Here is a 23171-nt window from a genome sequence, read left to right as displayed (position 1 = left end):
CTTGATCAGTTGGGGACAGAGCTGAAGATCTGTCCCGCAAGTATTAGTAAAACATTTTCGGGAGCCAGAGCACCAGCTTCGGGAAGTAGGTGATGACCAGCAGCGACCCCAGCAACGGGAACAGCCAGGGCAGGATGGCCACCGTGGTCCGTTCGACCGACAGCTTGGCCACCCGCGCCAGCACGAACAGCACCATGCCCATGGGCGGATGCAGCAGGCCGATCATCAGGTTCAGCACCATCACGAGACCGAAGTGCACGAGGTCGATGCCCAGTTGCTGGCAGATCGGCACCAGGATCGGCACCAGGATGGTGATGGCGGCGGTCGGCTCCAGGAAGCATCCCACAAACAGCATCAGCAGGTTGGCGAGCAGCAGAAAGACCCAGGCTTCCTTGGTGAAACCGAGCACCCACGAAGCGATGGCGGACGTGACGCCCGTCGCGGTGAGCATCCAGCCGAAGATGCTGGCGGCGGCCACGATGAACAGCACGGTGGCCGTGGTTTCCACGGTGTCGAGGCAGACGCGGACGAACATTTTCCAGTTGAGCGTGCGATACCAGGCGAAGCCCAGCACCATCGCCCACAGGCACGCCGCGATCGCGCCTTCGGTGGGTGTGAAGATGCCGGTGGTCATGCCGCCGATCAGCAGCACCGGCGTCATGATGGGCAGCACCGCCTGGAACTTGAAGAATTTGTCAGCGGCGAACAGGGCGACCAGGCCCCCGAACACGGTGATCTGCGCGGGGAAGCCCAGCTTGGTGATCAACACCCAGAGCAGCACCGGCCAACCGGCGACGACCAGCGTCTCGGCGAGGGCCTTGATCACGCGCGGCCATTCGAACTTGATGTCGGCGCCCCAACCGTTCTTGTGCGCGAAGTACGCCACCGTGAGCATCATGAGGATCGCCATCAGGATGCCCGGCAGGATGCCCGCCAGGAACAGCGCCCCCACGCTCACGTTGGCCATCATCCCGTAGATCACGAACGGCAGGCTGGGCGGGATGATCGGCCCCAGCGTGGCGGAGGCCGCCGTCACGCCCACCGCGAATTCCTTGCTGTAGCCATGCTCCGTCATGGCCTTGATCTCGATCGTGCCGAGGCCGGCGGCATCGGCGATCGCCGTGCCGCTCATGCCGGCGAACACCACCGAGCCGACCACGTTCACGTGGCCCAGGCCGCCCTTCAACCAGCCCACCAACGCGAGTGCGTAGTTGTAGATGCGGTTGGTGATGCCCGCGTTGTTCATCAGGTTGCCGGCCAGGATGAAGAACGGCACGGCGAGCAGCGGGAAGCTGTCGATGCCGCTCACCATGCGGTGGATCACGACGAAAGGGGGCAGGTTGCCCGTCGCCCAGATGTAGATGAGTGCAGAGCCGGCCATGGCGATGGCCACGGGAATCCCGCCGGCCATCAGTACCAGGAAAATGATCTTCAGCATTCGTGCTTCTTGTCGTTCTGGTCTTCGTTGGAATCAGCGGTCGTCCATCGAGCTCTCGGGCCGCTCCAGAACGGAATAGCCGCGCTTGCGATGGAACAGCGCAATCTGCACCGACCGGAAGGCCATGGCGGCGAAGCCGAGGAGGCAGACGCCATACACCCAGTTCATCGGCAGGTCGACCATGGTCATGCGCGAGTTGCTGCCCAGCTTCAGCATCATCATCACGGTGAGCACCGTGGCGGCAATGAAGAAGCCGATGCGCAGCAGGTCCACCGCCGTGGACATCACGCGTCCCACCGCCTTGGGCATGAACTTGTAGAAGAAATCGACCTGGATGTGGTTGTTCTTGACCACGCCGATCGTCGCGCCCGTGAACACCACCGCGATCAGCAGGTAACGGGCGATCTCCTCCGTCCAGGCGGCGGAGTTGTTCAGCACGTAACGCGTGAAGAACTGGTAGAAGACCGTGAGCCCCAGGATCCAGAAAAAGCCCAGGGCGACCCAGGCCTCCGGCTTGGTGCCGGAGAGATCCACCGCTTCGTCCTGCGCGTGGAACTCCCCGTCATCGCCCATCACCTTGGGCATGTCGTCGATCGAGTGGCTCATGGTGGCCCGGTTACTTCAGATTCACGATGCGGTCCCAGTCCTTCTTGTCGAGCTTCATCGATTCGAAGGTGATGGCCTTCAGCACGCGCTGCTGGAAGTCGTTGCGGTCGACGGTCACCACGTTGATGCCCTTCTTCTTGAACTCGTCCACCAGCTCGCCTTCGCGCTTGCGGATTTCGTTGGTCGCGTTCACGGCGGCTTCCTGCGTGATGCTGGTCAGAAGCGTCTGTTCGGCCGGCGACAGCTTCGACATCGTGCTGGGCGACACCACCGTCAGCAGCGCGTCCGAGATGTGGCCCGTCAGGATGATGTTCTTCTGCACTTCGAAGAATTTCTTGGCTTCGATGGTTGGCAACGGGTTTTCCTGCGCGTCCACGGTGCCGTTCTGCAGCGCCAGGTAGACCTCGGCGAAGGCGATCGGCGTGGGGTTCGCGCCGCAGGCCCGCGGCAGCGCCGTGTAGGCCGGCGAATCGGGCACCCGCATCTTGATGCCCTTCATCTGGTCGCAGTTGGTGAACAGCTTGTTGCTGGTCGCGTGGCGCGCGCCGTAGTAGGTGAGCGCGGTCACGGTGTTGCCCGTGGCCTGCTTGTAGCCGGCGGTCAGTTCACGGAACACGTCGCTCTTGCCGTAGGCGATGACGTGGTCGGCATCGCGGAAGGTGAACGGGTAGTAGCTGACGGCCAGCCGCGGATAGGAATTGGAGGCGAAGGAGGCGCCGGTGAGGATGATGTCGACCGTGCCGAGTTGCAGACCCTGGTTGATGTCGCTTTCCTTGCCGAGGCTGGAAGCGGGGAAGACCTGGATCTCGAACTTGCCGTTGGTGCGCTTCTTGAATTCCTCGCCGGCCCACACCGACCACTTGTGGTACGGCTCGGACGTCTCGTAGACGTGGGCCCATTTCAGCTTGGTCTGGGCATGGGCGATGCCGAAGGGCACGGCGGCCGTGGCCGCCAGCACGCAGGCGGCGGCGAGTTTGAGAGTGAAACGCTTGGTCATGCTTGTCTCCTGGTAACGGGGGGGTCTTGCTGGGCGGGGGAAGCGGAACTGTTCGCGCGGCGCCAGCTCGCGCTGAATCGGGCATGGGCCTTGTCCAGGTGGTCCTGCATGGCGGCGCGCGCGGCGGCGCCGTCATGGGCCCGGATGGCCTCATAGACATGTTCGTGTTCGGTGATGGCCTTGCGCCACGACGGCACGCTTTCGAAGTGGTCGCCGAGCTTCTCGAACAGCGGGCCTCGCCGCGCGTCCCAGAAGGTCTGCACGGTTTCCAGCAGCACGACGTTGCCGCCCGCCTGCGCGACCGCCAGGTGAAAGGCCCGGTCGCCGGCACGCGGCTGGACGCCGTTGTCGGCGTCGCGGTGCATGGAAGCGATGGCGGCTCCGATGGCATCGACCTGCTTGCGCTTGGCGTCGGTGGCGGCCATCGAGGCGATCTCCCCCTCGATCACGCGGCGCGCGCGGATCAGCTCCAGGGGGCCCCACTCGGAGGGCGGCACCTGCACCGCGTGCCCGTTCAGCTGTGAGGGGCGCTCAAGGACATAGACGCCGGAGCCGGTGCGGACCTCGACCCAGCCTTCGACTTCGAGGGCGATGAGCGCCTCGCGCACCGACGGCCGGCTCACGCCCATCTGCTTGGCCAGGTCGCGCTCCGCCGGCAGGCGGCTGCCTGCGGGGAACTCGCCGCCGCAGATGAGCGAACGCACCTGTTCCGCGATCTGGCGGTAGAGGCGTTGCGGTTCGACGGCTTGCAGGGGCATGAGAACGAAAGAAGAGGCTAGGGTTGCCGCTAATTGGCCAAGTGGTCAGGCCAATTAATATCGGCTCCACGGTCCCCCCGCGCATCCGGCAAAACCCTGGAGCGGACGCCGAAGGAGAAAAATCACATGCGATTGAAAGGCAAGACCGCCCTGGTGACCGCGGCAGGTCAGGGCATGGGGCGGGCGTGCGCGCTCGCCATGGCGGCGGAGGGCGCCCAGGTGTGGGCGACCGATGTCAACGCCAAGCTGCTGGATGGCTTCGACGGCATCGACGGGATCCGCAGCGTGGCGCTCGACGTGATGGACCGCGACGCGATCCAGCGCGTGGTCGCGGCCATGCCGGCCATCGACGTGCTGTTCAACTGCGCGGGTTATGTGCACAGCGGCACCATCCTGCAGGCCACCGACGAGGAATGGAACTTCGCGCTGAACCTCAACGTGCGCTCGCAGTTCTGGGCCATCCAGGCCGCGCTGCCCCGCATGCTGGCGAACGCGGACGGCAAGGGTGCCGGCAGCATCATCAACATGGCCAGCGTCTGCGGCAGCATCAAGGGCCTGCCCAACCGTTTCATCTACGGCACCAGCAAGGCGGCGGTCATCGGCCTCACCAAGAGCGTGGCCGCCGACTACGTTGCCAACGGCATCCGTTGCAACGCGATCTGCCCCGGCACCGTGGACACGCCGTCGCTGCACGACCGCATCAACGCGAACGCCGATCCGGTCGCCGCGCGCAAGGCCTTCATCGCGCGCCAGCCGATGGGGCGCCTGGCGCAGCCGGAAGAGATGGCGCCCCTGGTCGTGTTCCTCGCCAGCGACGAATCGGTGTTCGTCACCGGCCAGGCCTATGCGAACGACGGCGGCATGACGATATGAACCAGCTCGATTTCCAGGGACGGCATGCCGTCATCACCGGCGGCGCCACCGGGCTGGGCTATGCCATCGCGCAACGGCTGATCGCCTCCGGCGGCAGCGTGACCTTGTGGGACCGGGACGAGGCTGCCGCGGCACGCGCGGCCAAAGAACTCGGCGCGAAAGCCGGTTTCGCCGCGGTCGATGTGAGCGACGTCGCGTCCGTGCGGCAGGGCGTGCAATCGACCCTGCAAGCATCCAGGCGCATCGACGCGCTGGTCAACAGCGCCGGCATCACCGGCCCCAACACCACCGTCTGGGACTATCCCGTGGACGCCTGGAAGCAGGTGATGGACGTCAACCTGAACGGCGTGTTCTATTGCTGCCGCGAAGTGGTGCCGGCCATGCGCGAAGCCAACTACGGCCGCATCGTCAACATCGCCTCCGTGGCCGGCAAGGACGGCAACCCGAACGCCAGCGCCTACAGCGCCAGCAAGGCCGCCGTGATGGCGCTCACCAAGTCGCTGGGCAAGGAACTGGCCGCTACCGGCGTGCGCGTCAACTGCGTCACCCCGGCCGCGGTGAAGACGGCGATCTTCGACCAGATGACCGAGCAGCACATCCAGTTCATGCTGTCGAAGATCCCGATGGGCCGCTTCGGCACGCCGGAGGAAGTCGCCTCGCTGGTCGGCTGGCTGTGCACGGAGGATTGCTCGTTTTCCACCGGCGCCGTGTTTGACTTGTCCGGTGGACGTTCCACCTACTAGAACCAAGAAAGGCAACAACGATGAAACTCGTCCGCTATGGCAACCCCGGCAAGGAAAAGCCGGGCCTGATCGACCTCGACGGCAAGCTGCGCGACCTGAGCAGCGTCGTCCCCGACATCGGCCCCGCGCAACTGGGCCAGCCCGGCCTCACGCGCATCCGCAAGGCCAACCCGGCCAAGCTGCCCCTGGTGCGTGGCACGCCGCGCTTCGGCTGCCCGGTCAACGGCGTCGGCAAGTTCATCGCCATCGGCCTGAACTACGCGGACCACGCGGCCGAATCCGGCGCGCCCATCCCCAAGGAGCCGATCGTCTTCATGAAGGCGACGAGCTGCCTGCAGGGGCCGAACGACGACGTGATGCTGCCCAAGGGCTCGGTCAAGACCGACTGGGAAGTCGAACTGGCGGTGATCATCGGCACGCGCGCGCGCTATGTCGGCGCCCGGGATGCGCTGGCGTACGTGGCCGGCTACGCCGTCTGCAACGACGTGAGCGAACGCGAATACCAGCTGGAGCGCGGCCCGCAATGGGACAAGGGCAAGGGCTGCGACACGTTCGGTCCGGTGGGCCCGTGGCTGGTGACCAGCGACGAGATCACCAACGTGCAGAAGCTCGACATGTGGCTCGACCTGAACGGCAAGCGCATGCAGACCGGCAACACGAAGACCATGATCTTCAACGTCGCCAAGCTGGTGAGCTACGTCAGCCATTTCATGACGCTACTGCCGGGCGACATCATCACCACCGGCACGCCACCGGGCGTGGGGCTTGGCATGAAGCCGCCGCTCTACCTGAAGAAGGGCGACGTGATGACGCTGGGCATCGAGGGGCTCGGTGAGCAGCGGCAGGAAGTGGTGAAGTTCAAGGCTTGACGATGAGCAGCGATTGACACCGCCTGCTTCTTGCCGCCCGCGGGTCACAGCGATAGGGGACGAGCCGTAAACCGCCGTCCTCCCCTATCCTTGGCACCATGAGCAAGGCGTTCACCCGCGAGACCGACAACGACAGCGACGACCAGGACGATGGCGCCGCATTGCCGCCGCTGCCTGCCGGCGGCAAGAATTACATCACCCCAGCCGGCTACGCCCGGCTGCGCGCCGAACTGCTGCAACTGATGGACGACGAGCGCCCGAAGGTGGTCGAGGCGGTGCACTGGGCCGCCAAGAACGGCGACCGTTCCGAGAACGGCGACTACATCTACGGCAAGAAGCGGTTGCGCGAGATCGACCGCCGCATCCGCTTTCTGACCAAGCGGCTGGAGATCGCCGAAGTGACCGACCCGGCGGTGCACCACGGCCGCGACCAGGTGTTCTTCGGCGCCACGGTCACCTATGCGGAGTCCTCGGGGCAGGAGCGCACCGTCACCATCCTCGGCATCGACGAGGCCGACAGCGCGCAGGGCCAGGTGAGCTGGATCTCGCCGATCGCGCGGGCGCTGCTGAAGGGGCGCGAAGGCGACGTGGTGCGGCTCGTCACGCCAGCCGGCGCGCAGGAGGTGGAGATCCTCGAAGTGACCTACCCGGCGCCTGGTTCCTGATTGCCGGCTGGAGGCGCTGCGCCTTCATCATCGAAGAATGCGTCTGCGCGCTCAACGGAGGACGGCGGCCAGGAGCGATTCGACGACGCCCTCCAGGGGCGCGGTCCCGTCGCACACCAGCGCGGGGTTTTCCGGCGGTTCGTAGGGACTGGTGAGCCCTGTCATGTTGGGTAGTTGTCCCGCGCGGGCCTTGCGGTACAGGCCCTTGGGGTCCCGTTGTTCGCACACCGCCAGAGGCGTATCCACGTGAACTTCGAGGAAGTCATCCGGGCCGATCAGTTCCCTGGCCATTTCACGCTCCTGCCGGAAGGGCGAAATGAACGCGGTGATGACGATCAGGCCGGCGTCGAGCATCAGCTTCGCCACCTCCGCGACCCGCCTGATGTTCTCCACCCGGTCCGCATCGGTGAAACCCAGGTCTTTGCTGAGGCCCTGGCGGATGTTGTCGCCGTCGAGGATGTAGGTCCGCTTTCCCTGCGCATGCAGCGCCACTTCGAGCGCGTTGGCCAGGGTGGACTTGCCCGAGCCCGAGAGCCCGGTCAGCCAGATGATCCTGCTTCGATGGCCACTGAGCGCCTCCCGGCCCGCGCGGCCGATCGACAGCACCTGGCGGTGGACGTTCTGGGCCCGGCGCAAACTGTGCCGGATCATTCCGGCGGCGACCGTGGCGTTGCTGTACCGGTCCACCAGGATGAACCCGCCAAGCACGCGTGAGGCCTCATACGCATCGAACGCGAGCGGCCGGTCCACGGCGATGTTGCAGACACCGACTTCGTTGAGCTGGAGCTGCCGCCCTGCTTCGTGCGCCAGGGTGTTGACGTCCACCCGGTGCTTGATCGCGGTGATCGACGCCATGCCCCACTGGGTCGCGAGCTTGATCCGGTAGCTGCGGCCGGCCAGTCCTGGTTCATCGCTCATCCAGACGATCGTCGCCTCGAACTGATCGCTGGCCTCGACCGGCGCCCCCGCGGCGGACAGCACGTCGCCGCGCGATGCGTCGATGTCCTCATCGAGCACCAGCGTCACGGCGTCGCCAGCCGCCGCCGCGTCGAGCTCCGCGTCCATCGTGACGATCCGGGCGACGGCAGCGGTCTGGCCCGAAGCTGTCACGCGAATCCGGTCGCCAACGCGCACGCCGCCATGCGCGACGGTGCCCGCGAGGCCCCGGAAGTCGGCATGCGGACGGTTCACCCACTGCACGGGAAACACGAACCTGTCTCTCTGGGCAGGTTCTGGCGTGACGGTTTCCAGATAGGCCAGCAAAGTAGGCCCCGTGTACCAGGCCGTTTGCGGAGAACGCGCGGCAATGTTGTCGCCGCGCAGCGCGCAAATCGGGATGGCGACCGCCTGTTCGCATTGCAGTGCTTGCGCATAGGCGGCGAAATCGTCGCGGAGCCGCTCGAAAACGGTCCGGTCGAATCCCACCAGGTCCATCTTGTTCACGGCCAACGCAACCTGCCGGACGCCCATCAGCGAAGCCAGGTAGGCATGGCGGCGGGTCTGCGTGGTCAGGCCCTGGCGCGCGTCCACCAGCAGAATGGCGGCGTCGGCCGTCGACGCGCCTGTCACCATGTTGCGCGTGTACTGCTCGTGCCCGGGCGTGTCGGCGACGATGAACCGCCGCCGGGCCGTCCCGAAGTACCGGTAGGCCACGTCGATCGTGATCCCCTGCTCGCGTTCCGCCGCCAGGCCGTCGACGAGCAAGGCGAGATCCACCGCATCGCCCTGCGTGCCGTGGCGGCGCGAGTCGGCCTGCAGCGCCACCAACTGGTCATCCAGCACGTGGCGGGTTTCCCACAGCAGGCGCCCGATCAGCGTGCTCTTGCCATCGTCGACGCTTCCGCAGGTGATGAATCGCAGCAGTCCGGCTGTTCCCATCAGAAGTAGCCCTCCTGCTTCTTCTTTTCCATACTGCCGGCACTGTCCGTGTCGATCCTGCGGCCCTGCCGTTCCGACTGCCGGGCTTGCTGCAGTTCCGCCAGGATGTCACCCACCGTCGCCGCCTCCGATTCGATGGCTCCGCTCAACGGATAGCAGCCCAGCGTCCGGAAGCGCACCTTCCGGATCTGGATCTCTTCGCCGGGGAGCAGGCGGCACCGGTCGTCGTCCACCATCAGGATCATGTCGTCGCGCATCACCACCGCGCGCGGCTTCGCCAGATACAAGGGCACCACCGGCAGCCCCTGGTGATGGATGTACTCCCAGATGTCGATTTCCGTCCAGTTCGACAAGGGAAACACACGCGTGCTTTCGCCCGGCCCCGTCCGCGCGTTGTAAAGATGCCAGAGCTCCGGACGCTGGCGCTTGGGGTCCCACCGGTGCGTCGCCGTGCGAAACGAGAAGATGCGTTCCTTGGCGCGCGACTTTTCTTCGTCCCGGCGCGCGCCGCCGAAGATGACGTCGTACCCCTGCTGGTCGAGCGCCTGCTTGAGGCCTTCGGTCTTGGTGATGTCCGTGTGCATCGCGGAGCCGTGATCGAAAGGGTTGATGTCTCTTTCGATGGCGGCCGGATTGATGTGGACCCGCAAGTCCACGCCGGGCTGTGAGGCGACATGCTGCCGGAACAGATACATCTCCTGGAACTTCCAGCGCGTGTCGACGTGGAGCAGGGGAAACGGCAGTGGCGAGGGATGAAACGCCTTGCGCGCCAGGTGCAGCATGACGCCGCTGTCCTTGCCGATCGAATACAGCATGACCGGATTGCTGGCTTCGGCCACGGCTTCGCGCAGGATGTGGATGCTTTCGGATTCCAGCCGCCGCAAATGCGCCGGAAGCGCGCAGTCCGCGCGCGCAGGCACCTGGAGGTCCAGCACAGGCGGATACACCTGCGGCACCAGGCCGACCCCTTCGATGGTGTCCTGCGCCCGCAACCAGCGAGCCAGGGGGCCGGTGCCAAAGACCGTGATGTCCTTGCCGGCGTGCTGGCGGAAAGACACCAGGGCATCGCGGATGCTGGCGGCGTCCGGGTCTCTCGCCAAGGGCAGCCACATCCGGCCACCCCGCGCGTCATTCGCGTGCAGGCACGATGCACCGCCAGGCAACGTACCCAGCTGCGCAAACAGAACCAGCGTGCGCCTGGCCCTTGCGCGTTCCAGCGCCCAGCGCAGGACGAGCTGGTTCAGTGGCCGGCCAAGCTCGTCGGAAAGGTCTTCCGCTCGCAAGGGTGGAACGGCCAGGCCGAGCTCATGCAGGCGGCGTTCAGCGGTCCGCTTGGTGTTCGCTTGTCCCAGCCGTTGAAGATGCTCGAACACTGCCTGGACGTCCCAAACGCGCGAGTCCTCCAATCCATCTTTTGTCGCAGTTTGCAATTTAGTTGGAATTCGTGCGATAGGATGGGAAATCCTATCAGAAATTCATGAGAATTCATTCGAACCTGCAAATCAAGACTCAGCGATTGGCGTTGGCGAAGATTTCCACGTCGGCGCCATAGACCCTGGAGATCCGGCTTCGCAAGCCGCGGTCATAGAAATGCGAATAGTCCGGGAAATCCTGGAACGCGGCCTTGCCTTTGAACTGGAGCAGTTCACGAAATGGGGTGTCCCCATAGAACTTCGGGCGCCACCACCAGGTCCGGGGGTGGCGCTTCTCCTTGACGGGGACGGTCACCGAATTGAAGGTCGGCTTCGTCGCGACCCCGAACCGGCTGTTCATCTCGAGCAGGTAATCGTTCATGGATTCAAGGCGCACGACGTCGTTGACGCCCCTGTCCCAGCATGAAAGCGCCGACTGGCGGCGCCAGATGATGTGCGTGGCATCGAGGTCGATCCGCTCGAGATAGTCCACCCACTGCCGGAATGTGAATTCCTGTTTTTCGAGTCCCTGGGGCACGTCGGGCTTGACCACCTCCCACTGGGTGTCCTTGGGGTTGTTCACCACGTGCAGATAGCTGCTGACCGCGCGTTCAAACGGATCGCGCACGACCACGAACTTGTGCAGTTCCGCGTACCGGCTGTGCAAGTCGGCCCGTAGTTGCTCCAGCCTCGGCTCCAGCCACTCGTTGCGGTAGGCGGCAATCGAAAAGCCGCCGAACTTCACGCCCAGGTTCTCGAAGAACCAGCGAGTGAGCGTCGTGCTGCCGCAGCGTGGACGGAAGAACATGACAAAGCCCCGCTCCTGGTCGAGGAGCCAGTCGACGTCGCCCACGGACTGGGCCGCGCCCGGAGCCGCGGCGTTCAGGCCGGCGGCAATTGCTTCACTCATGGGTGCTCCTCCACATCGCATTGAATCCGTCCATTCGGCGGCAGGTCCATCCAGACCAGGAGATCGCCATCGTCGAGGGCGCGTGAGCGAACCCTGGCTCCCGCCGAAGTCACCGCACGCGCGCGGAGGATGACGGCGCAGCCTTCGATCGTGTTCGCACATCCACTGTGCAAGGTGAAGCCGCGGGGCTGCATTTCGATGCTCACCTGCTCGCAGTCGCTCCAATAGCTCGCCAATTCTCCCAATGTCGTCTGCAACAGTTCGCCCGAGGCTCGCCGTTCCGCCACGGACCGCAGCACGGAGTTGAAGCGGGCGGTCGCCACATACTTTCCATCGCCGTCCTGTTCGATGAAGCCGAACTGGTGCTGGTCATCCACCAGGAAGGGGTAGTAGTGCTGGTGCACCGAGATGCCCCGCTCCTGGATCAGTGCATCCAGCGCGGCGTCCGTGAAAGCCTCCAGATGCGCCTCGTGCGAGGCCCACACCAGGCCGGCAGGCAGAAACGGATGGCGCCACCAGAGCGGCGTCGGCAGGTGCTCGCCCTTGGTCGTGTGCAGGAGGTTGATGATCCGCTTGTCACGCGCCATGAAATCGGTGGACGACCACGTCCAGAAGTAGCGCACGCCCGCTTTGGCGAGAGTTTCCTGCACGGCAAAGTGCGACCAGGGCAACAGCCCCTGCCATCCGATGGACATCCGGACATCCTGGATGCCGTGATCGATCCACGTGCGGCTGCCGAAGCGGGAGTGGAACATCGCGAGCGCCTGGCCGTCGCGTTCCGGTGGAGCGGCGTCGTCCGGTGCGATGGCATGCAGGCAGATCTCATGGCCTTGCGCGTCCAATTGATCCAGCAAGGCCGCGAATTCGGGGCTGCGGCCATAGGCCAGCATCTCGCCGGCGGATGTCTGCGCATCGCTGCGTTTGACGCGGTTGAGGTACGCGCGAGGATTGTCGTGGAACACGCTCTTGGTCACGACATGGCCGAACTTCGCAAACCCCCCCACCGCACCTTCCACCTTCTCGATGTCCTCGTGCCCGAAATACGCGGCGCGATGCGATGCGAGGGTGGTCTTGTCCGCATGCTCCGTCCAGACATGGGCTGCGCGGAATCCATGAGGCACCAACGCAAGCCGCGGCGCAGGCCCAAGGCGCCCGCCCAGGTGCACGCGAAAATCATGCGTGACCTCGGCGCCTCGCTCGAATGCCGGCAGCGACATGTCCTCGAACGCCGAATGCGAATAGTCGGCCGTCAAGTTTTCCACGTGGCGGCGGAAGTGCTGGGCACTGCAATGCAGCAAGTTGAGCGCGAGCGTGGGACGGGTCTCGCATGGAGCGGTCTTCAAGATCGCTCCGCGGCCGCGCGTGAGCAACTCCACGGAGGCCAGCGAAGGGTTGCCAAGGATCATCCAGCCGTTCGACGAGTCACCAGCCCGCACGCCTTCCTTCCACAACCAGATGTCGTGCGCAGGCTGTTCCCGGCGGACATCGCGCAAAGTCCGGTTCTTGAGATAGACCTCTGCGATCGCCAGCGGACTGCGCACCAGCAGCGACAGGTTGAACAAGCGGCAAGGTTGCAGGAAGGTGGTCCTGGTCCGCACGTCCACGTGCGGGCTTGCCTGCTGCATGCGCACTTCGATGTCGATCCGGAAATGCGCCGTGCAAACGCGGTAGCCCGCGATGGCCCCCTGAGCCGTCGGTTGCAGCCAGGCGTCGCCGACGGATGTTGCCGGCAGCACGGCCGAACGCTGGAACACCACGCATCCACTGGAGTACCGCACCAGGTGCGGGGGGATGTCGCGGTCGATCGAGATCGACGTCAACCCGACGTCGACGACCCGGCAGGCCAACTGGAACGTCGGCGTGGAGGCGCCACCGTAAGGATGAAACGCCAGGACGATTTCGTCCTCGGGCGCGAGGCCGTCCACCCGGTCCAGGTGGACCTGCCGTCCGGCCCGCAGCGGCGAGCGGAGATTGAACAGCCTGCACGTGGAATAGGCGAGTTCAAGATCATCGATGACGGAGCTGCCTTGTGGCGAGACGAAACGAAATCCCGCCCCGCCTTGAAACCGAAAGTGTTCGGTCGCGAATGCTCTGGAGCTTTGAGAGCTTGCTGCTGGGCGCAATGTCATGAGTCGGATGATTCTGCCCCAACGGGCAAAGCGGTCCGACCGGGGAAGCGACCACCAGGACGGCGGCGGTGTGTCCGCCCTTGCGCCCGCGTCAACCTACTGCGCGATGCCGGGCTTGATCCGCTGCGCGTTCATCACGGAAGACGTGCGCTTCAGGTTCCGCAGCACGGATTCGAGGTGCGGGCGGTCGCGCACCGCGATCACGAACCGCAGGTCGGTGGCGTCCTGCGCGCGTTCGTCGTCCATGTCCACGTGCGTGATGTCCGCTTCGGCACTGGCCAGCGCCGCGGCCACGCGGGCCAGCGCGCCCTTGCCGTTGGTGACCGTGACCAGCACGCCGGTCTCGAATGGCCGCACCGGTTCGTCGGACCACTCGACGCCGATGAAACGTTCCGCGTCCTTGTGCTGCAGGCGGCGGCCCACCGGGCAATCTTCCGTGTGCACCACCAGGCCTTCGCCGCGGCCCAGGTAGCCGGTGATGACATCGCCGGGGACGGGGCGGCAGCACGTGGCGAACTGCACCGAGGCGTTCTCGCTGCCGTCCAGCGTGATGCCGCCTTGCGACACGTTCTCGTGCGCGGTGAAGCGCTCCCGGCTGATCAGCAAGGCATTCGGCCTCTCGCCGCGCTCGGCCAGCAGCGTCATCAGCCGCTTGGCCACGATGCTGGCGATGCGCTTGCCCAAACCCAGGTCGGTGAGCAGTTCGGTGCGGCTGCGGTTGCCGGTGAAGCGCAGCAGGCGGTCCCACACGCCATGGTATTCGTCGTTGTCCGGTGGCAGCTTCTCCAGGCCTTCGGCCCGCAGGGCCTGGGCCAGCAGCTTCTCGCCGAGCTGTTGCGACTCGGCCTGCGCCAGCGTCTTCAGGTGATGCCGGATCTTCGAGCGGGCCCGGCCCGTGCGCACGAACCCCAGCCAGGCGGGGTTCGGCGTGGACACCGGTGCGGTGACGACTTCGACCACGTCGCCGTTTTTCAGCTCGGTGCGCAGCGGCACCTGGGCGCCATTGATGCGTGCTGCCACCGTGTGGTCGCCGACGTCGCTGTGGATCGCATAGGCGAAGTCCACCACCGTGGCGCCGCGCGGCAGCGCGAGGATCTGGCTCTTGGGCGTGAAGACGTAGACCGCGTCGGGAAACAGGTCGATCTTGACGTGATCCCAGAACTCGGCGGCGTCGCGCGTCTCGTTCTGGATGTCCAGCAGCGACTGCAGCCACTTGGTGCCCAGGCGCTCGGTCGATTCGTCCTGCGGCACGCTGGCCTTGTACAACCAGTGCGCGGCCACGCCGGATTCCGCGACCAGGTGCATGGCCTCGGTGCGCAGCTGGAATTCGACGTTCACCCCCGACGGCCCCACCAGCGTGGTGTGCAGCGACTGGTAGCCGTTGATCTTCGGGATGGCGATGTGGTCCTTGAACTTGCCCGGCACCGGCTTGTACATCTGGTGCAGCAGGCCCAGCGCGGTGTAGCAGTCGGTCACGGTCGGCACGATCACGCGCAGGCCGTAGATGTCGGTCACCTGGGCGAAGCTCAGGTGCTTCTCGTCCATCTTCTTGTAGATGGAGAACAGCGTCTTCTCGCGCCCGAAGATGCGCACTGCCATGCCCGCCGTCTCGAAAGCCGCGTCGACGTCCTTCTGCACCTTCTGGATCAGGTCCCGGCGCCGGCTGCGCGCCCGCGCCACGCCCTTGCTCAGGACCGAGTAGCGCCAGGGACGCATGTAGCGGAACGACAGCTCCTGCAGTTCGCGGTAGGTCTGGTTCAGGCCCAGGCGGTGGGCGATCGGCGCGTAGATTTCCAGCGTCTCGGCCGAGATGCGGGCCCATTTCTCGCGGGGCACGTCTTCCAGCGTCCGCATGTTGTGCGTGCGGTCAGCCAGCTTGATCAGGATCACGCGCACGTCGCGCGCCATCGCCAGCAGCATCTTGCGGAACGACTCGGCCTGGTTCTCTTCGCGCGTGTTGAAGTGCAGCTTGTCGAGCTTGGTCAGCCCGTCCACGAGCTCGGCCACCGGGGCGCCGAAGCGCTCGATCAGCTCGGGCTTGGTGACGCCGCAGTCTTCGATGGCGTCGTGCAGCAGCGCGGCCATCAGCGCCTGGGCGTCGAGCTTCCACTCCGCGCATTGCGCGGCCACGGCGATGGGGTGGGTGATGTAGGGCTCGCCGCTGGCGCGGATCTGGCCCAGGTGCGCTTCGTCCGCGAAGCGGTACGCCTTGCGGACGAGGTCGATTTCAGCTGCGTCGAGGTAGTCCAACCGGGCCGTGAGCGCGGCAAAGCTCGCCGCCGCCGCGTTGGCGGCCGCCGGGCTGGGGAGGATGGGGCTGCTGGGCCGCTGGCCCTTGCCCGGGTGGAGCACCGCGCTCATTTCCCCTAATGTAGCGCGCGCCTCCGGAATGCAAGGCACGGAAACAAAAAAGCACCGCGCGGGCGGTGCTTTTCAGGGGGGGGGGCGAGGCCTCAGCCGGGCACTTTCTTCAGCATCTCCAGGCCGATCTTGCCTTCGGCGATTTCGCGCAGGGCGGTCACGCCCGGCTTGTTCTTGCTCTCGATCTTGGGCGCGTGGCCCTGGCTCAGCATGCGGGCGCGGTAGGTCGCGGCGAGCACTAGCTGGAAACGGTTGGGGATCTGCTGCAGGCAGTCTTCGACGGTGATGCGGGCCATGAAGGGGTGAACTCCGAAAAACGTGGGGCTACAGGATGGCGAGGGCCTGGAAAGTGTCGGCGCGGGCGCGGCGCTGCGACGAGAACTTCAGCCGCTGGGCATGAACGATGGTTTTCAGGTCGAAAAGCGCTCGTTCAAATAACTCGTTGATTATAACGAAATCGAACTCCCTGGCTTGGGACATCTCGGTGGCGGCGTTCTCCATCCGCAGTTCGATGACTTCGGGCGTGTCCTCGCCGCGCCGCTCGAGCCGCGAGCGCAATTCTTCCCAGCTGGGCGGCAGGATGAAGATCAGCACGGCGTTCGTGAAGATGCGCTTGATCTGCAGGGCGCCCTGGAAATCGATTTCCAGGATCACGTCCTGGCCATGCGCGATGCGTTCTTCGATTGCCTTCTTGGAGGTGCCGTAGCGGTGGCCATGCACGTGCGCCCACTCGACGAAGCTGCCGGCCAGCACCATCGCATCGAATTCCTGGGCCGAGACGAAGAAGTATTCGCGCCCGTGCTTTTCCTGGCCGCGCGGCGGCCGGGTGGTGTGCGAGACCGAAGGCTGCACCCGCGCATCGAGCTCCATCAGCGCCTTGACCAGGCTCGACTTGCCCGCCCCGCTGGGGGCGGCGACCACGAACAGGTTGCCGGGGTAGTCCATGCGGGATGCTAAGGGATGTGATTCGCCGGGTGGCGGGGGCCGGCATCTTATCAGCCGGCCTTCGGGCTCTTCCCTGAATGCTGCGATAATACGAAGTTCGTAAGACGTATGAATGTGTTACCGCGTGGCTTCTGACAACCGTCCATCTTCAACTGGTACTTCCGCGGAGCCGCAGCCCCCCGTGCCGGCGAAGGCAGAGTTGGCCACGAGCCCCGTGGATCGCGTCAGCGCCGACGTGCACGCGAGCCTGCAGGAGGCGCTCGCCACCCAGCGCTCGATCCAGAAATGGCGGGCGAGCGAGTCAGCCGGCGCCCAGCCGGCCATGATGGCTGAGCGGCCGACGACGATGCCTGCGCTGGCGCCCGCCCTGGGCGCGGAAACCGCGCTGGCCGGCGCCTCGACCGCGTTGCTTGTCGGCCTGGTGGTGTGGCGCTTGTGGGGCCGTGGGCGCACCCGCGTCAGTGGACCTGAGTGGAGCGACGCCTTCGATCCGGGGCCGGAGCCCGTCTTGGGGGACCTGGACGAGCCCGCCGGTCCGCAGGACGCGCAGCAACCGGGCATCGTCGAGCCTGGCTTCGACCCGGAGGTCGCCGCCAATGAAGTCGTGCGGGTGCGAAGGTCATTGGCCGAAAAGCGGGAAGCGCGGCTGCCATTGCGCGAAATCGAGGAAGCCATCACCTGGTGCCCGGCCGCCCCGCCGGAGCTCGAACTGGCCGTGGCGGGCGGTCCCATCGACTTCGACTTGACCACGGAACCGCCGCCGCCAGCACCGGCCGCGCCCTTGCTGCTGGAGAAGCTGCAGGCGGCACCGGAGCCCGAGCCCCGGTACGAGCCGGAGACCCTGGGGATCCAGTTCGAACTTCCGGTCGCGCCGCCGGCGCCGGCGCCGGTGGAGGAGGCCGCGCGCTGCGAAGGCATCGACTACGCCGTGACCCTGGCGCTGGCCGAAGAGACGGCCAATCTCGAGTTGTGGGCCGAAGCCCGGGAACTGGTCCACGAAGTGCTGCAAGCCGGCGAAGCCGGGCTGAGACCGCAGGCGCTGTCGTTGCTGAACCGCGTCGATGCACGAAGCTTCGGCTGAGACGCGGCCAGGCTCACTCGATGTTCTGCACCTGCTCGCGCATCTGCTCGATGAGGACCTTCATGTCCACCGAGATGCGCGTGAGTTCCAGGGCTGCGGACTTGGAACCCAGGGTATTGGCTTCACGGTGCAGTTCCTGGATCAGGAAGTCCAGCCGCTTGCCGATCTCACCGCCCTTCTTGATCAGCCGTTCGATCTCGTCGAGGTGGGCGGCCAGCCGCGTCAATTCCTCGGCGACGTCGATGCGGATCGCATAGGCGGTCGCTTCGGTGAGCGCTCGGTCCTGCGCGGCCTCGGGGGTCGCGGAGCCTTCGGCCAGGCCCATGGCCTCCTTCCAGCGCTCCAGGAAGCGCTGGCGCTGCTGCTCCACGAGCTGCGGCACCAGCGGCCTGGCCTGCTGCGCCAGTTCGCGCAACTGGCCGAGGTGGCCCAGGAGCATGGTGGCCAGGCGGGCGCCTTCGCGTTCGCGCGCCGCCAGCAAGTCCGCCAGCGCCTGCTTCGCCACGGTCTGCACGGCTTCGCCCCAATCGACGTCGACCGCGCCGTCCATCGATGCCAGGCGCAGGATTTCCGCCACGCTGAGGGCCGGGGCATCGGGCAGCCAGCCACGCACGTTGTCCTGCACGGCACCCAGCCGCTGCAGCATGCGGGGCGTTGGCTCCCGCAAATCGGCGCCAGCGGGGGCTTCGATGGCCGCGCGCACTTCGACCTTGCCGCGTTTGAGGCGGCCGGCGATCAATTCGCGCAGCGCGGGCTCGGACGCGCGCAGCTCGTCGCCGAGACGAAACGCCAGATCCAGGAAGCGGCTGTTGACCGACCGGATTTCCAGCCCGAGGCGACCCGACGGTGTTGCTTTGGCGCCTTCGTGACCCGCCGCGCCGGCCGGCGGACTGCTTTGCGCCGACGCGTAGCCGGTCATGCTGTAGACTGCCATCCAGAGGACTCTTTGCGGTTCGTTGCGGGATTTCGAGAATAACCGGGCGGCCGGCAGGCCCCTTACATTCTTCAAATTATGTCAAAGGTCAAACCGGCGCCTTTGCCGCCTGACACCGTGATCGGTGGCTATCGGGTGGTTCGCAAACTGTCTTCGGGCGGTTTCGGCGTCGTCTATCTGGCCGTCGACAACGAAGGCCAGCAGGTCGCCATCAAGGAATACCTCCCTTCCTCGCTGGCCAGCCGCGCCCCCGGCGAATTGCTGCCGCAGGTGCAGGCCGAGAAACTCTCGCTCTACCGCCTCGGCCTGAAAAGCTTCTTCGAAGAAGGCCGCTCCCTCGCGCAGATCTCGCACAGCTCCGTGGTGAGCGTGCTCAACTTCTTCCGCGAGAACGAGACCGTCTACATGGTGATGAACTACCTGGAGGGCGCCACGCTCCAGGACTTCATCATCACCGCACGCGAACTGAAAAAGCAGAAGGTCTTCCGCGAGTCGACGATCCGCTCGCTGTTCGACGAGATCCTGCGCGGCCTTCGCATCGTGCACCAGCACAAGATGCTGCACCTGGACATCAAGCCGGCCAACATCTTCATCACCGATGACAACCGTGCCGTGATGATCGATTTCGGCGCGGCGCGCGAAGTGCTGTCCAAGGAAGGCAACTTCATCCGCCCGATGTACACGCCCGGCTTCGCCGCGCCCGAGATGTACCGGCGCGATTCGTCGATGGGCCCCTGGACCGACATCTACGCCATCGGCGCCTGCATCTACGCCTGCATGCAGGGCTACCCGCCCAACGACGCGCCCCAGCGGCTCGAGAAAGACCGCCTCGCGCTGGCGCTGTCGCGGCTGCGCGGGGTGTACTCGGACAACCTGATCGAAGTGGTCGAGTGGTGCATGTCGCTCGACCCGCTGTCGCGGCCGCAATCGGTGTTCGCGCTGCAGAAGGAGCTGAGCCGCGAAGGCGAGCGCCGCTACACCAAGCTGTCGGTGGGCGAGAAGATGCGCCTGCAGTTCGACAACATGGTGACGGACACCAAGAAGAGCGTGAAGCGCGCCACCAACTTCGGTCAGGTCAAAGCGAAATGAAATTCTCGGTCTTCCAGGTCAGCCGCAAGGGCGGCCGCGAAAAGAACGAAGACCGCATGGGCTACTGCTACACGCGGGAGTCCGGCATCTTCCTGCTGGCCGACGGCATGGGCGGCCACCCCGAGGGCGAGGTCGCCGCGCAACTGGCGCTGCAGACGATCAGTGCGCTGTACCAGAAGGAAGCGCGGCCGATCGTGCGGGACGTGACCGAGTTCCTCTCGATCACGCTGATGGCGGCGCACCACCAGATCATCCGCTACGCCAGCGAAAAAGGCATGCTCGACACGCCCCGCACCACGCTGGTGGCGTGCATCGTGCAGGGCAACCACGCGACCTGGGTGCATTGCGGCGACTCGCGGCTGTACGTGGTGCGCAATGGTGAGCTGCTCACCCGCACACGCGACCACTCGTACCTGGAGCAGCAGAGCGCCGGTGTGATCCGCATGGACCGCATCAACCGCAACATCCTGTTCACCTGCCTCGGTTCGCCGACCAAGCCCGTGTTCGACGTGACGGGGCCGGTGCAACTGCAGCAGGGCGACCGCATCCTGCTGTGCTCGGACGGCCTCTGGGGCAGCCTGTCGGACGGCGACATCGTGCGCCACCTCAGCACCAAGCCTGTGGGCCAGGCGGTGCCCGACCTGGTGGAGGACGCGCTGCGCAACGGCGGTGAACACTCCGACAACGTCACGGTGATCGCGATGGAGTGGGAAACGCCCGACGTCGAGGAGTCGCACAGCGGCATCTCGACCGACAGCATCTCGGACGGCGTCTTCGCTTCCACCATCCAGGCCGGTGTGCTCGACACCCTGGTCGACGATCTCGACGATGCCGCCATCGAGCGGTCGATCGCCGAGATCAACGAAGCGATCAAGCGCTCGGCAGCGACGAAGAAGAGTTAAACGGACGATAACGTCACCGCTGTCGCGGTGCCGTCCTTCGATCTGGGACAATTCCGGTATGACCTTCCAACGCAGCGGCAACCGCGCCGCCGACCAGTTGCGCCCCGTGAAGATCACGCGCGGCTTCACCGCCCACGCCGAGGGCTCAGTGCTGATCGAGTTCGGTGGCACCCGCGTGCTCTGCACCGCCTCCGTGGAGGACAAGGTGCCGCCGCACAAACGCGGCAGCGGCGAGGGCTGGGTGACGGCCGAATACGGCATGCTGCCGCGCGCCACGCACACCCGCGGCGACCGCGAAGCGGCCAAGGGCAAGCAGAGCGGCCGCACGCAGGAGATCCAGCGGCTGATCGGCCGCTCCATGCGCGCGGTGTTCGACCTGAAGAAGCTGGGCGAACGCACCATCGTGCTGGACTGCGACGTGCTGCAGGCCGATGGCGGCACCCGCACCGCGGCGATCACCGGCGCCTATGTGGCCGCCCGTGACGCCGTGAACAAGCTGCTCGCTACGGGCAAGCTGGCGGCCACGCCGATCACGGGGCCGGTGGCGGCCATTTCGGTGGGCATCGTCAATGGCACGCCGCTGCTGGACCTGGAATACATCGAGGACGTCGCCTGCGACACGGACATGAACGTCGTGATGACCGGGGCTGGCCACTTCGTGGAAGTGCAGGGCACCGCCGAAGGCGCGGCCTTCACCCGCGCCGAGATGGACGAACTGTTGCGGCTGGCGGAGAAGGGCATCGCTGAACTGGTCGCCATGCAGGAGCAGGCGCTCAGCGCATGATCGACCGCCTGGTCCTGGCCTCCAACAACCGCGGCAAGCTCGCCGAACTGCAGGCGATGTTCGCGCCGCTCGGCATCGCGCTGGTGCCGCAGGGCGAACTGGGCGTGCCGGAAGCCGAGGAGCCGTACCGCACCTTCGTCGAGAACGCATTGGCCAAGGCCCGCAATGCCGCGCAGCACAGCGGCCTGCCGGCCATCGCCGACGACGCCGGCCTGTGCGTGGACGCCTTCGGCGGCTTGCCCGGTGTGGACACCGCGTTCTATGCCATGCAGTACGGCTACCCGAAGGGGGACGACCATAACGTGACGGCGCTGCTCGAACAAATGCGAAACGTGGCGAACCGGCGCGCCGCGCTGGTGAGCACGCTGGTGGCGCTGCGCGCGCCGGAGGATCCCGAGCCACTCATCGCGGTGGGACGGGTCGCCGGCGAGATCACGCGCGAACCGGTCGGGAACAACGGGTTCGGGTTCGACCCCGTGATGTTCCTGCCGGCTTTCGGCCAGACCTTCGCGCAGTTGCCGCCCGAAGTGAAGAACGCCAACAGCCACCGGGGCCAGGCCGCGCGCCAGATGCTGGAGCTGATCCGCGAGCGCTGGTGACATGACGGTTGCGAAGACGGTCACCGACCACCTGCGGCCCGGCACGCTGCAGCTCACGGCGCTGCCGCCCTTGTCGCTGTACGTCCACCTGCCGTGGTGCCTGCGCAAGTGCCCCTACTGCGACTTCAACTCGCATGAGATGAAATCGAGCGAGCTGCCGGAGCAGCGCTACCTCGACGCGCTCGTCGCCGACCTCGAAACCGCCGTGCCGCTGGTCTGGGGCCGCCAGGTCCACAGCATCTTCATCGGCGGCGGCACGCCCAGCTTGTTCTCGCCACAGGCGATCGAGCGCCTGCTGTCGGACATCCGCGCGCGGCTGAAGCTGGACGCGGATTGCGAAATCACGCTCGAAGCCAATCCCGGCACCTTCGAGAAGGAGCGCTTCCGCGCGTTCCGATCGGCCGGGGTCACGCGGCTGTCGGTCGGCGTCCAGAGCTTCAATGACGCCCACCTGAAGGCGCTGGGCCGCGTGCACGACAGCCGCCAGGCCATCGCCGCGCTGGAAGAGGCGGCGCTGGCCTTCGGCACCTTCAACCTCGACCTGATGTACGCCCTGCCGGGGCAGACGCTGGAGATGCTGGAGGCCGACGTGACCCAGGCGCTCGCGCTGGCCCCGCCGCACCTGTCGATCTATCACCTGACCATCGAACCCAACACGTACTTCGCCAAGTTTCCGCCGGTCACACCACCGGACGACCTGGCGTACGCGATGCTCGACCGCATCACCGAGATGACGGCGGTGCATGGCCTCGCGCGCTATGAAGTGTCCGCCTATGCCAAGACCGGGCATCGCTGCTGGCACAACCTCAACTACTGGCAGTTCGGCGACTACCTGGGCATCGGCGCCGGTGCGCACGGCAAGCTGAGTTTTCCGCACCGGGTGGTCCGGCAAGTGCGCTACCGCGATCCGAAGCTGTACATGGAGAAGGCGCTGGCCGGGGAGCCGCTGGCGCAGGAAGATGAAGTCCGGCGCGCGGACCTCCCCTTCGAGTTCATGTTGAATGCGCTGCGGCTGCGCGAGGGGTTCGCGCTGGACGATTTCCTGCACCGCACTGGGCTGCCTCTGAACGCGATCGAGCAGCCGCTGCGCGAGGCCGAGGCCAAGGGCCTCCTCACGCGCGACCTGGCGCGCGTGAGGCCCACCGAGAGGGGTTTCGACTTCCTCTCGGATCTGCAGGCGCTGTTTCTGCCGGCCTGA

General features: G+C 65.9%; 22 protein-coding genes. 10 read left to right on the top strand and 12 right to left on the bottom strand.

The features are described 5' to 3' along the window. Nucleotides 1-43: 43 nt before the first annotated feature. Genes FN976_RS07255 through FN976_RS07240 form a run of 4 tightly spaced genes read right to left on the bottom strand, consistent with a single transcriptional unit; the run spans nucleotide 44 to nucleotide 3799 of the window. Nucleotides 44-1438: a TRAP transporter large permease gene (locus FN976_RS07255; RefSeq protein ID WP_145892310.1), complete on the bottom strand. Its 1395-nt coding sequence runs from the start codon at nucleotides 1436-1438 to the stop codon at nucleotides 44-46. A 33-nt stretch (nucleotides 1439-1471) separates the two neighbouring features. Next, nucleotides 1472-2044, bottom strand: coding sequence for a TRAP transporter small permease (locus FN976_RS07250; RefSeq protein WP_145892309.1), 573 nt, complete (start codon nucleotides 2042-2044; stop codon nucleotides 1472-1474). A gap of 10 nt (nucleotides 2045-2054) precedes the next feature. Further along, the gene (locus tag FN976_RS07245) at nucleotides 2055-3041 is read right to left on the bottom strand and encodes a sialic acid TRAP transporter substrate-binding protein SiaP (RefSeq protein ID WP_145892308.1); all 987 of its coding nucleotides are present in this window, start codon (nucleotides 3039-3041) and stop codon (nucleotides 2055-2057) included. Beyond that, nucleotides 3038-3799: a FadR/GntR family transcriptional regulator gene (locus FN976_RS07240; RefSeq protein ID WP_145892307.1), complete on the bottom strand. Its 762-nt coding sequence runs from the start codon at nucleotides 3797-3799 to the stop codon at nucleotides 3038-3040. The genes FN976_RS07245 and FN976_RS07240 overlap by 4 nt, the downstream gene beginning before the upstream one ends. A gap of 126 nt (nucleotides 3800-3925) precedes the next feature. Here FN976_RS07240 and FN976_RS07235 point away from each other — a divergent pair, with 126 nt between their 5' ends. From FN976_RS07235 to greB, 4 genes are all read left to right on the top strand, one after another. Beyond that, nucleotides 3926-4672 (top strand): SDR family oxidoreductase, encoded by a 747-nt coding sequence (locus tag FN976_RS07235; RefSeq protein WP_145892306.1) that lies wholly within the window; start codon nucleotides 3926-3928, stop codon nucleotides 4670-4672. Further along, nucleotides 4669-5415 (top strand): SDR family NAD(P)-dependent oxidoreductase, encoded by a 747-nt coding sequence (locus tag FN976_RS07230; RefSeq protein WP_145892305.1) that lies wholly within the window; start codon nucleotides 4669-4671, stop codon nucleotides 5413-5415. Before FN976_RS07235 ends, FN976_RS07230 begins: the two co-directional genes overlap by 4 nt. A gap of 20 nt (nucleotides 5416-5435) precedes the next feature. Then, nucleotides 5436-6284, top strand: coding sequence for a fumarylacetoacetate hydrolase family protein (locus tag FN976_RS07225; RefSeq protein ID WP_145892304.1), 849 nt, complete (start codon nucleotides 5436-5438; stop codon nucleotides 6282-6284). A 98-nt stretch (nucleotides 6285-6382) separates the two neighbouring features. Next, entirely contained in the window at nucleotides 6383-6949 is a 567-nt protein-coding gene (gene greB, locus FN976_RS07220; RefSeq protein ID WP_145892303.1) for a transcription elongation factor GreB, read from the top strand. Between the two features lie 51 nt (nucleotides 6950-7000). Here greB and cysN read toward each other — a convergent pair whose 3' ends face one another. The 7 genes from cysN to gmk all read right to left on the bottom strand — a co-directional run bounded on the left by cysN (nucleotide 7001) and on the right by gmk (nucleotide 16584). Beyond that, nucleotides 7001-8827 (bottom strand): sulfate adenylyltransferase subunit CysN, encoded by a 1827-nt coding sequence (cysN, locus tag FN976_RS07215; protein ID WP_145892302.1) that lies wholly within the window; start codon nucleotides 8825-8827, stop codon nucleotides 7001-7003. Beyond that, nucleotides 8827-9747 (bottom strand): sulfate adenylyltransferase subunit CysD, encoded by a 921-nt coding sequence (gene cysD / locus FN976_RS07210; protein WP_432417854.1) that lies wholly within the window; start codon nucleotides 9745-9747, stop codon nucleotides 8827-8829. Before cysD ends, cysN begins: the two co-directional genes overlap by 1 nt. A 589-nt stretch (nucleotides 9748-10336) precedes the next feature. After that, the gene (locus tag FN976_RS07205; protein ID WP_186510776.1) at nucleotides 10337-11149 is read right to left on the bottom strand and encodes a sulfotransferase family 2 domain-containing protein; all 813 of its coding nucleotides are present in this window, start codon (nucleotides 11147-11149) and stop codon (nucleotides 10337-10339) included. After that, nucleotides 11146-13074 (bottom strand): hypothetical protein, encoded by a 1929-nt coding sequence (locus tag FN976_RS28795; RefSeq protein ID WP_186510775.1) that lies wholly within the window; start codon nucleotides 13072-13074, stop codon nucleotides 11146-11148. The genes FN976_RS07205 and FN976_RS28795 overlap by 4 nt, the downstream gene beginning before the upstream one ends. A 300-nt stretch (nucleotides 13075-13374) precedes the next feature. Then, complete coding sequence (locus FN976_RS07200) at nucleotides 13375-15639, bottom strand: RelA/SpoT family protein (protein WP_145892299.1); 2265 nt, start codon at nucleotides 15637-15639, stop codon at nucleotides 13375-13377. A gap of 92 nt (nucleotides 15640-15731) precedes the next feature. After that, nucleotides 15732-15935, bottom strand: coding sequence for a DNA-directed RNA polymerase subunit omega (rpoZ, locus tag FN976_RS07195; RefSeq protein WP_093162973.1), 204 nt, complete (start codon nucleotides 15933-15935; stop codon nucleotides 15732-15734). A gap of 28 nt (nucleotides 15936-15963) precedes the next feature. Further along, nucleotides 15964-16584 (bottom strand): guanylate kinase, encoded by a 621-nt coding sequence (gene gmk / locus FN976_RS07190; RefSeq protein ID WP_145892298.1) that lies wholly within the window; start codon nucleotides 16582-16584, stop codon nucleotides 15964-15966. A gap of 199 nt (nucleotides 16585-16783) precedes the next feature. On the opposite strand from gmk, the gene FN976_RS07185 reads away from it, so the two are divergent. Next, a complete protein-coding gene (locus FN976_RS07185) occupies nucleotides 16784-17665 on the top strand; it encodes a hypothetical protein (protein ID WP_145892297.1) in 882 nt (293 codons plus the stop codon). Between the two features lie 13 nt (nucleotides 17666-17678). Here the strand turns inward: FN976_RS07185 and FN976_RS07180 are convergent, their stop codons facing one another. Then, nucleotides 17679-18599 carry a YicC/YloC family endoribonuclease gene (locus tag FN976_RS07180; RefSeq protein WP_145892296.1) on the bottom strand — a complete coding sequence of 307 codons (921 nt, stop codon included), beginning with the start codon at nucleotides 18597-18599 and terminating at the stop codon, nucleotides 17679-17681. Between the two features lie 78 nt (nucleotides 18600-18677). Between FN976_RS07180 and FN976_RS07175 the strand changes: the two genes are divergently transcribed. The 5 genes from FN976_RS07175 to hemW are packed head-to-tail and all read left to right on the top strand — an operon-like array spanning nucleotide 18678 to nucleotide 23171. Further along, the gene (locus FN976_RS07175) at nucleotides 18678-19688 is read left to right on the top strand and encodes a serine/threonine protein kinase (protein ID WP_145892295.1); all 1011 of its coding nucleotides are present in this window, start codon (nucleotides 18678-18680) and stop codon (nucleotides 19686-19688) included. Next, nucleotides 19685-20590 (top strand): PP2C family protein-serine/threonine phosphatase, encoded by a 906-nt coding sequence (locus FN976_RS07170; RefSeq protein WP_145892294.1) that lies wholly within the window; start codon nucleotides 19685-19687, stop codon nucleotides 20588-20590. The genes FN976_RS07175 and FN976_RS07170 overlap by 4 nt, the downstream gene beginning before the upstream one ends. A gap of 58 nt (nucleotides 20591-20648) precedes the next feature. Next, nucleotides 20649-21374, top strand: coding sequence for a ribonuclease PH (gene rph / locus FN976_RS07165; RefSeq protein ID WP_145892293.1), 726 nt, complete (start codon nucleotides 20649-20651; stop codon nucleotides 21372-21374). After that, on the top strand, nucleotides 21371-21973 hold the full coding sequence (gene rdgB, locus FN976_RS07160) for an RdgB/HAM1 family non-canonical purine NTP pyrophosphatase (protein ID WP_145892292.1): 603 nt from the start codon (nucleotides 21371-21373) through the stop codon (nucleotides 21971-21973). Before rph ends, rdgB begins: the two co-directional genes overlap by 4 nt. Before the next feature lies 1 nt (nucleotide 21974). Beyond that, the gene (hemW, locus tag FN976_RS07155) at nucleotides 21975-23171 is read left to right on the top strand and encodes a radical SAM family heme chaperone HemW (RefSeq protein WP_145892291.1); all 1197 of its coding nucleotides are present in this window, start codon (nucleotides 21975-21977) and stop codon (nucleotides 23169-23171) included.

The sequence above is a fragment of the Caenimonas sedimenti genome (genome assembly GCF_007833165.1).
Lineage (GTDB): Bacteria > Pseudomonadota > Gammaproteobacteria > Burkholderiales > Burkholderiaceae_C > Ramlibacter > Ramlibacter sedimenti.
This window is presented reverse-complemented; position numbering and strand designations above follow the sequence as displayed.

What these genes read in the sequence shown, in the direction of transcription:
- FN976_RS07255 (WP_145892310.1), bottom strand. Translation starts at nt 1,438, where the DNA reads ATGCTGAAGATCATTTTCCTGGTACTGATGGCCGGCGGGATTCCCGTG.
- FN976_RS07250 (WP_145892309.1), bottom strand. Translation starts at nt 2,044, where the DNA reads ATGAGCCACTCGATCGACGACATGCCCAAGGTGATGGGCGATGACGGG.
- FN976_RS07245 (WP_145892308.1), bottom strand. Translation starts at nt 3,041, where the DNA reads ATGACCAAGCGTTTCACTCTCAAACTCGCCGCCGCCTGCGTGCTGGCG.
- FN976_RS07240 (WP_145892307.1), bottom strand. Translation starts at nt 3,799, where the DNA reads ATGCCCCTGCAAGCCGTCGAACCGCAACGCCTCTACCGCCAGATCGCG.
- FN976_RS07235 (WP_145892306.1), top strand. Translation starts at nt 3,926, where the DNA reads ATGCGATTGAAAGGCAAGACCGCCCTGGTGACCGCGGCAGGTCAGGGC.
- FN976_RS07230 (WP_145892305.1), top strand. Translation starts at nt 4,669, where the DNA reads ATGAACCAGCTCGATTTCCAGGGACGGCATGCCGTCATCACCGGCGGC.
- FN976_RS07225 (WP_145892304.1), top strand. Translation starts at nt 5,436, where the DNA reads ATGAAACTCGTCCGCTATGGCAACCCCGGCAAGGAAAAGCCGGGCCTG.
- greB (WP_145892303.1), top strand. Translation starts at nt 6,383, where the DNA reads ATGAGCAAGGCGTTCACCCGCGAGACCGACAACGACAGCGACGACCAG.
- cysN (WP_145892302.1), bottom strand. Translation starts at nt 8,827, where the DNA reads ATGGGAACAGCCGGACTGCTGCGATTCATCACCTGCGGAAGCGTCGAC.
- FN976_RS07205 (WP_186510776.1), bottom strand. Translation starts at nt 11,149, where the DNA reads ATGAGTGAAGCAATTGCCGCCGGCCTGAACGCCGCGGCTCCGGGCGCG.
- FN976_RS07200 (WP_145892299.1), bottom strand. Translation starts at nt 15,639, where the DNA reads ATGAGCGCGGTGCTCCACCCGGGCAAGGGCCAGCGGCCCAGCAGCCCC.
- rpoZ (WP_093162973.1), bottom strand. Translation starts at nt 15,935, where the DNA reads ATGGCCCGCATCACCGTCGAAGACTGCCTGCAGCAGATCCCCAACCGT.
- gmk (WP_145892298.1), bottom strand. Translation starts at nt 16,584, where the DNA reads ATGGACTACCCCGGCAACCTGTTCGTGGTCGCCGCCCCCAGCGGGGCG.
- FN976_RS07180 (WP_145892296.1), bottom strand. Translation starts at nt 18,599, where the DNA reads ATGGCAGTCTACAGCATGACCGGCTACGCGTCGGCGCAAAGCAGTCCG.
- FN976_RS07175 (WP_145892295.1), top strand. Translation starts at nt 18,678, where the DNA reads ATGTCAAAGGTCAAACCGGCGCCTTTGCCGCCTGACACCGTGATCGGT.
- FN976_RS07170 (WP_145892294.1), top strand. Translation starts at nt 19,685, where the DNA reads ATGAAATTCTCGGTCTTCCAGGTCAGCCGCAAGGGCGGCCGCGAAAAG.
- rph (WP_145892293.1), top strand. Translation starts at nt 20,649, where the DNA reads ATGACCTTCCAACGCAGCGGCAACCGCGCCGCCGACCAGTTGCGCCCC.
- rdgB (WP_145892292.1), top strand. Translation starts at nt 21,371, where the DNA reads ATGATCGACCGCCTGGTCCTGGCCTCCAACAACCGCGGCAAGCTCGCC.
- hemW (WP_145892291.1), top strand. Translation starts at nt 21,975, where the DNA reads ATGACGGTTGCGAAGACGGTCACCGACCACCTGCGGCCCGGCACGCTG.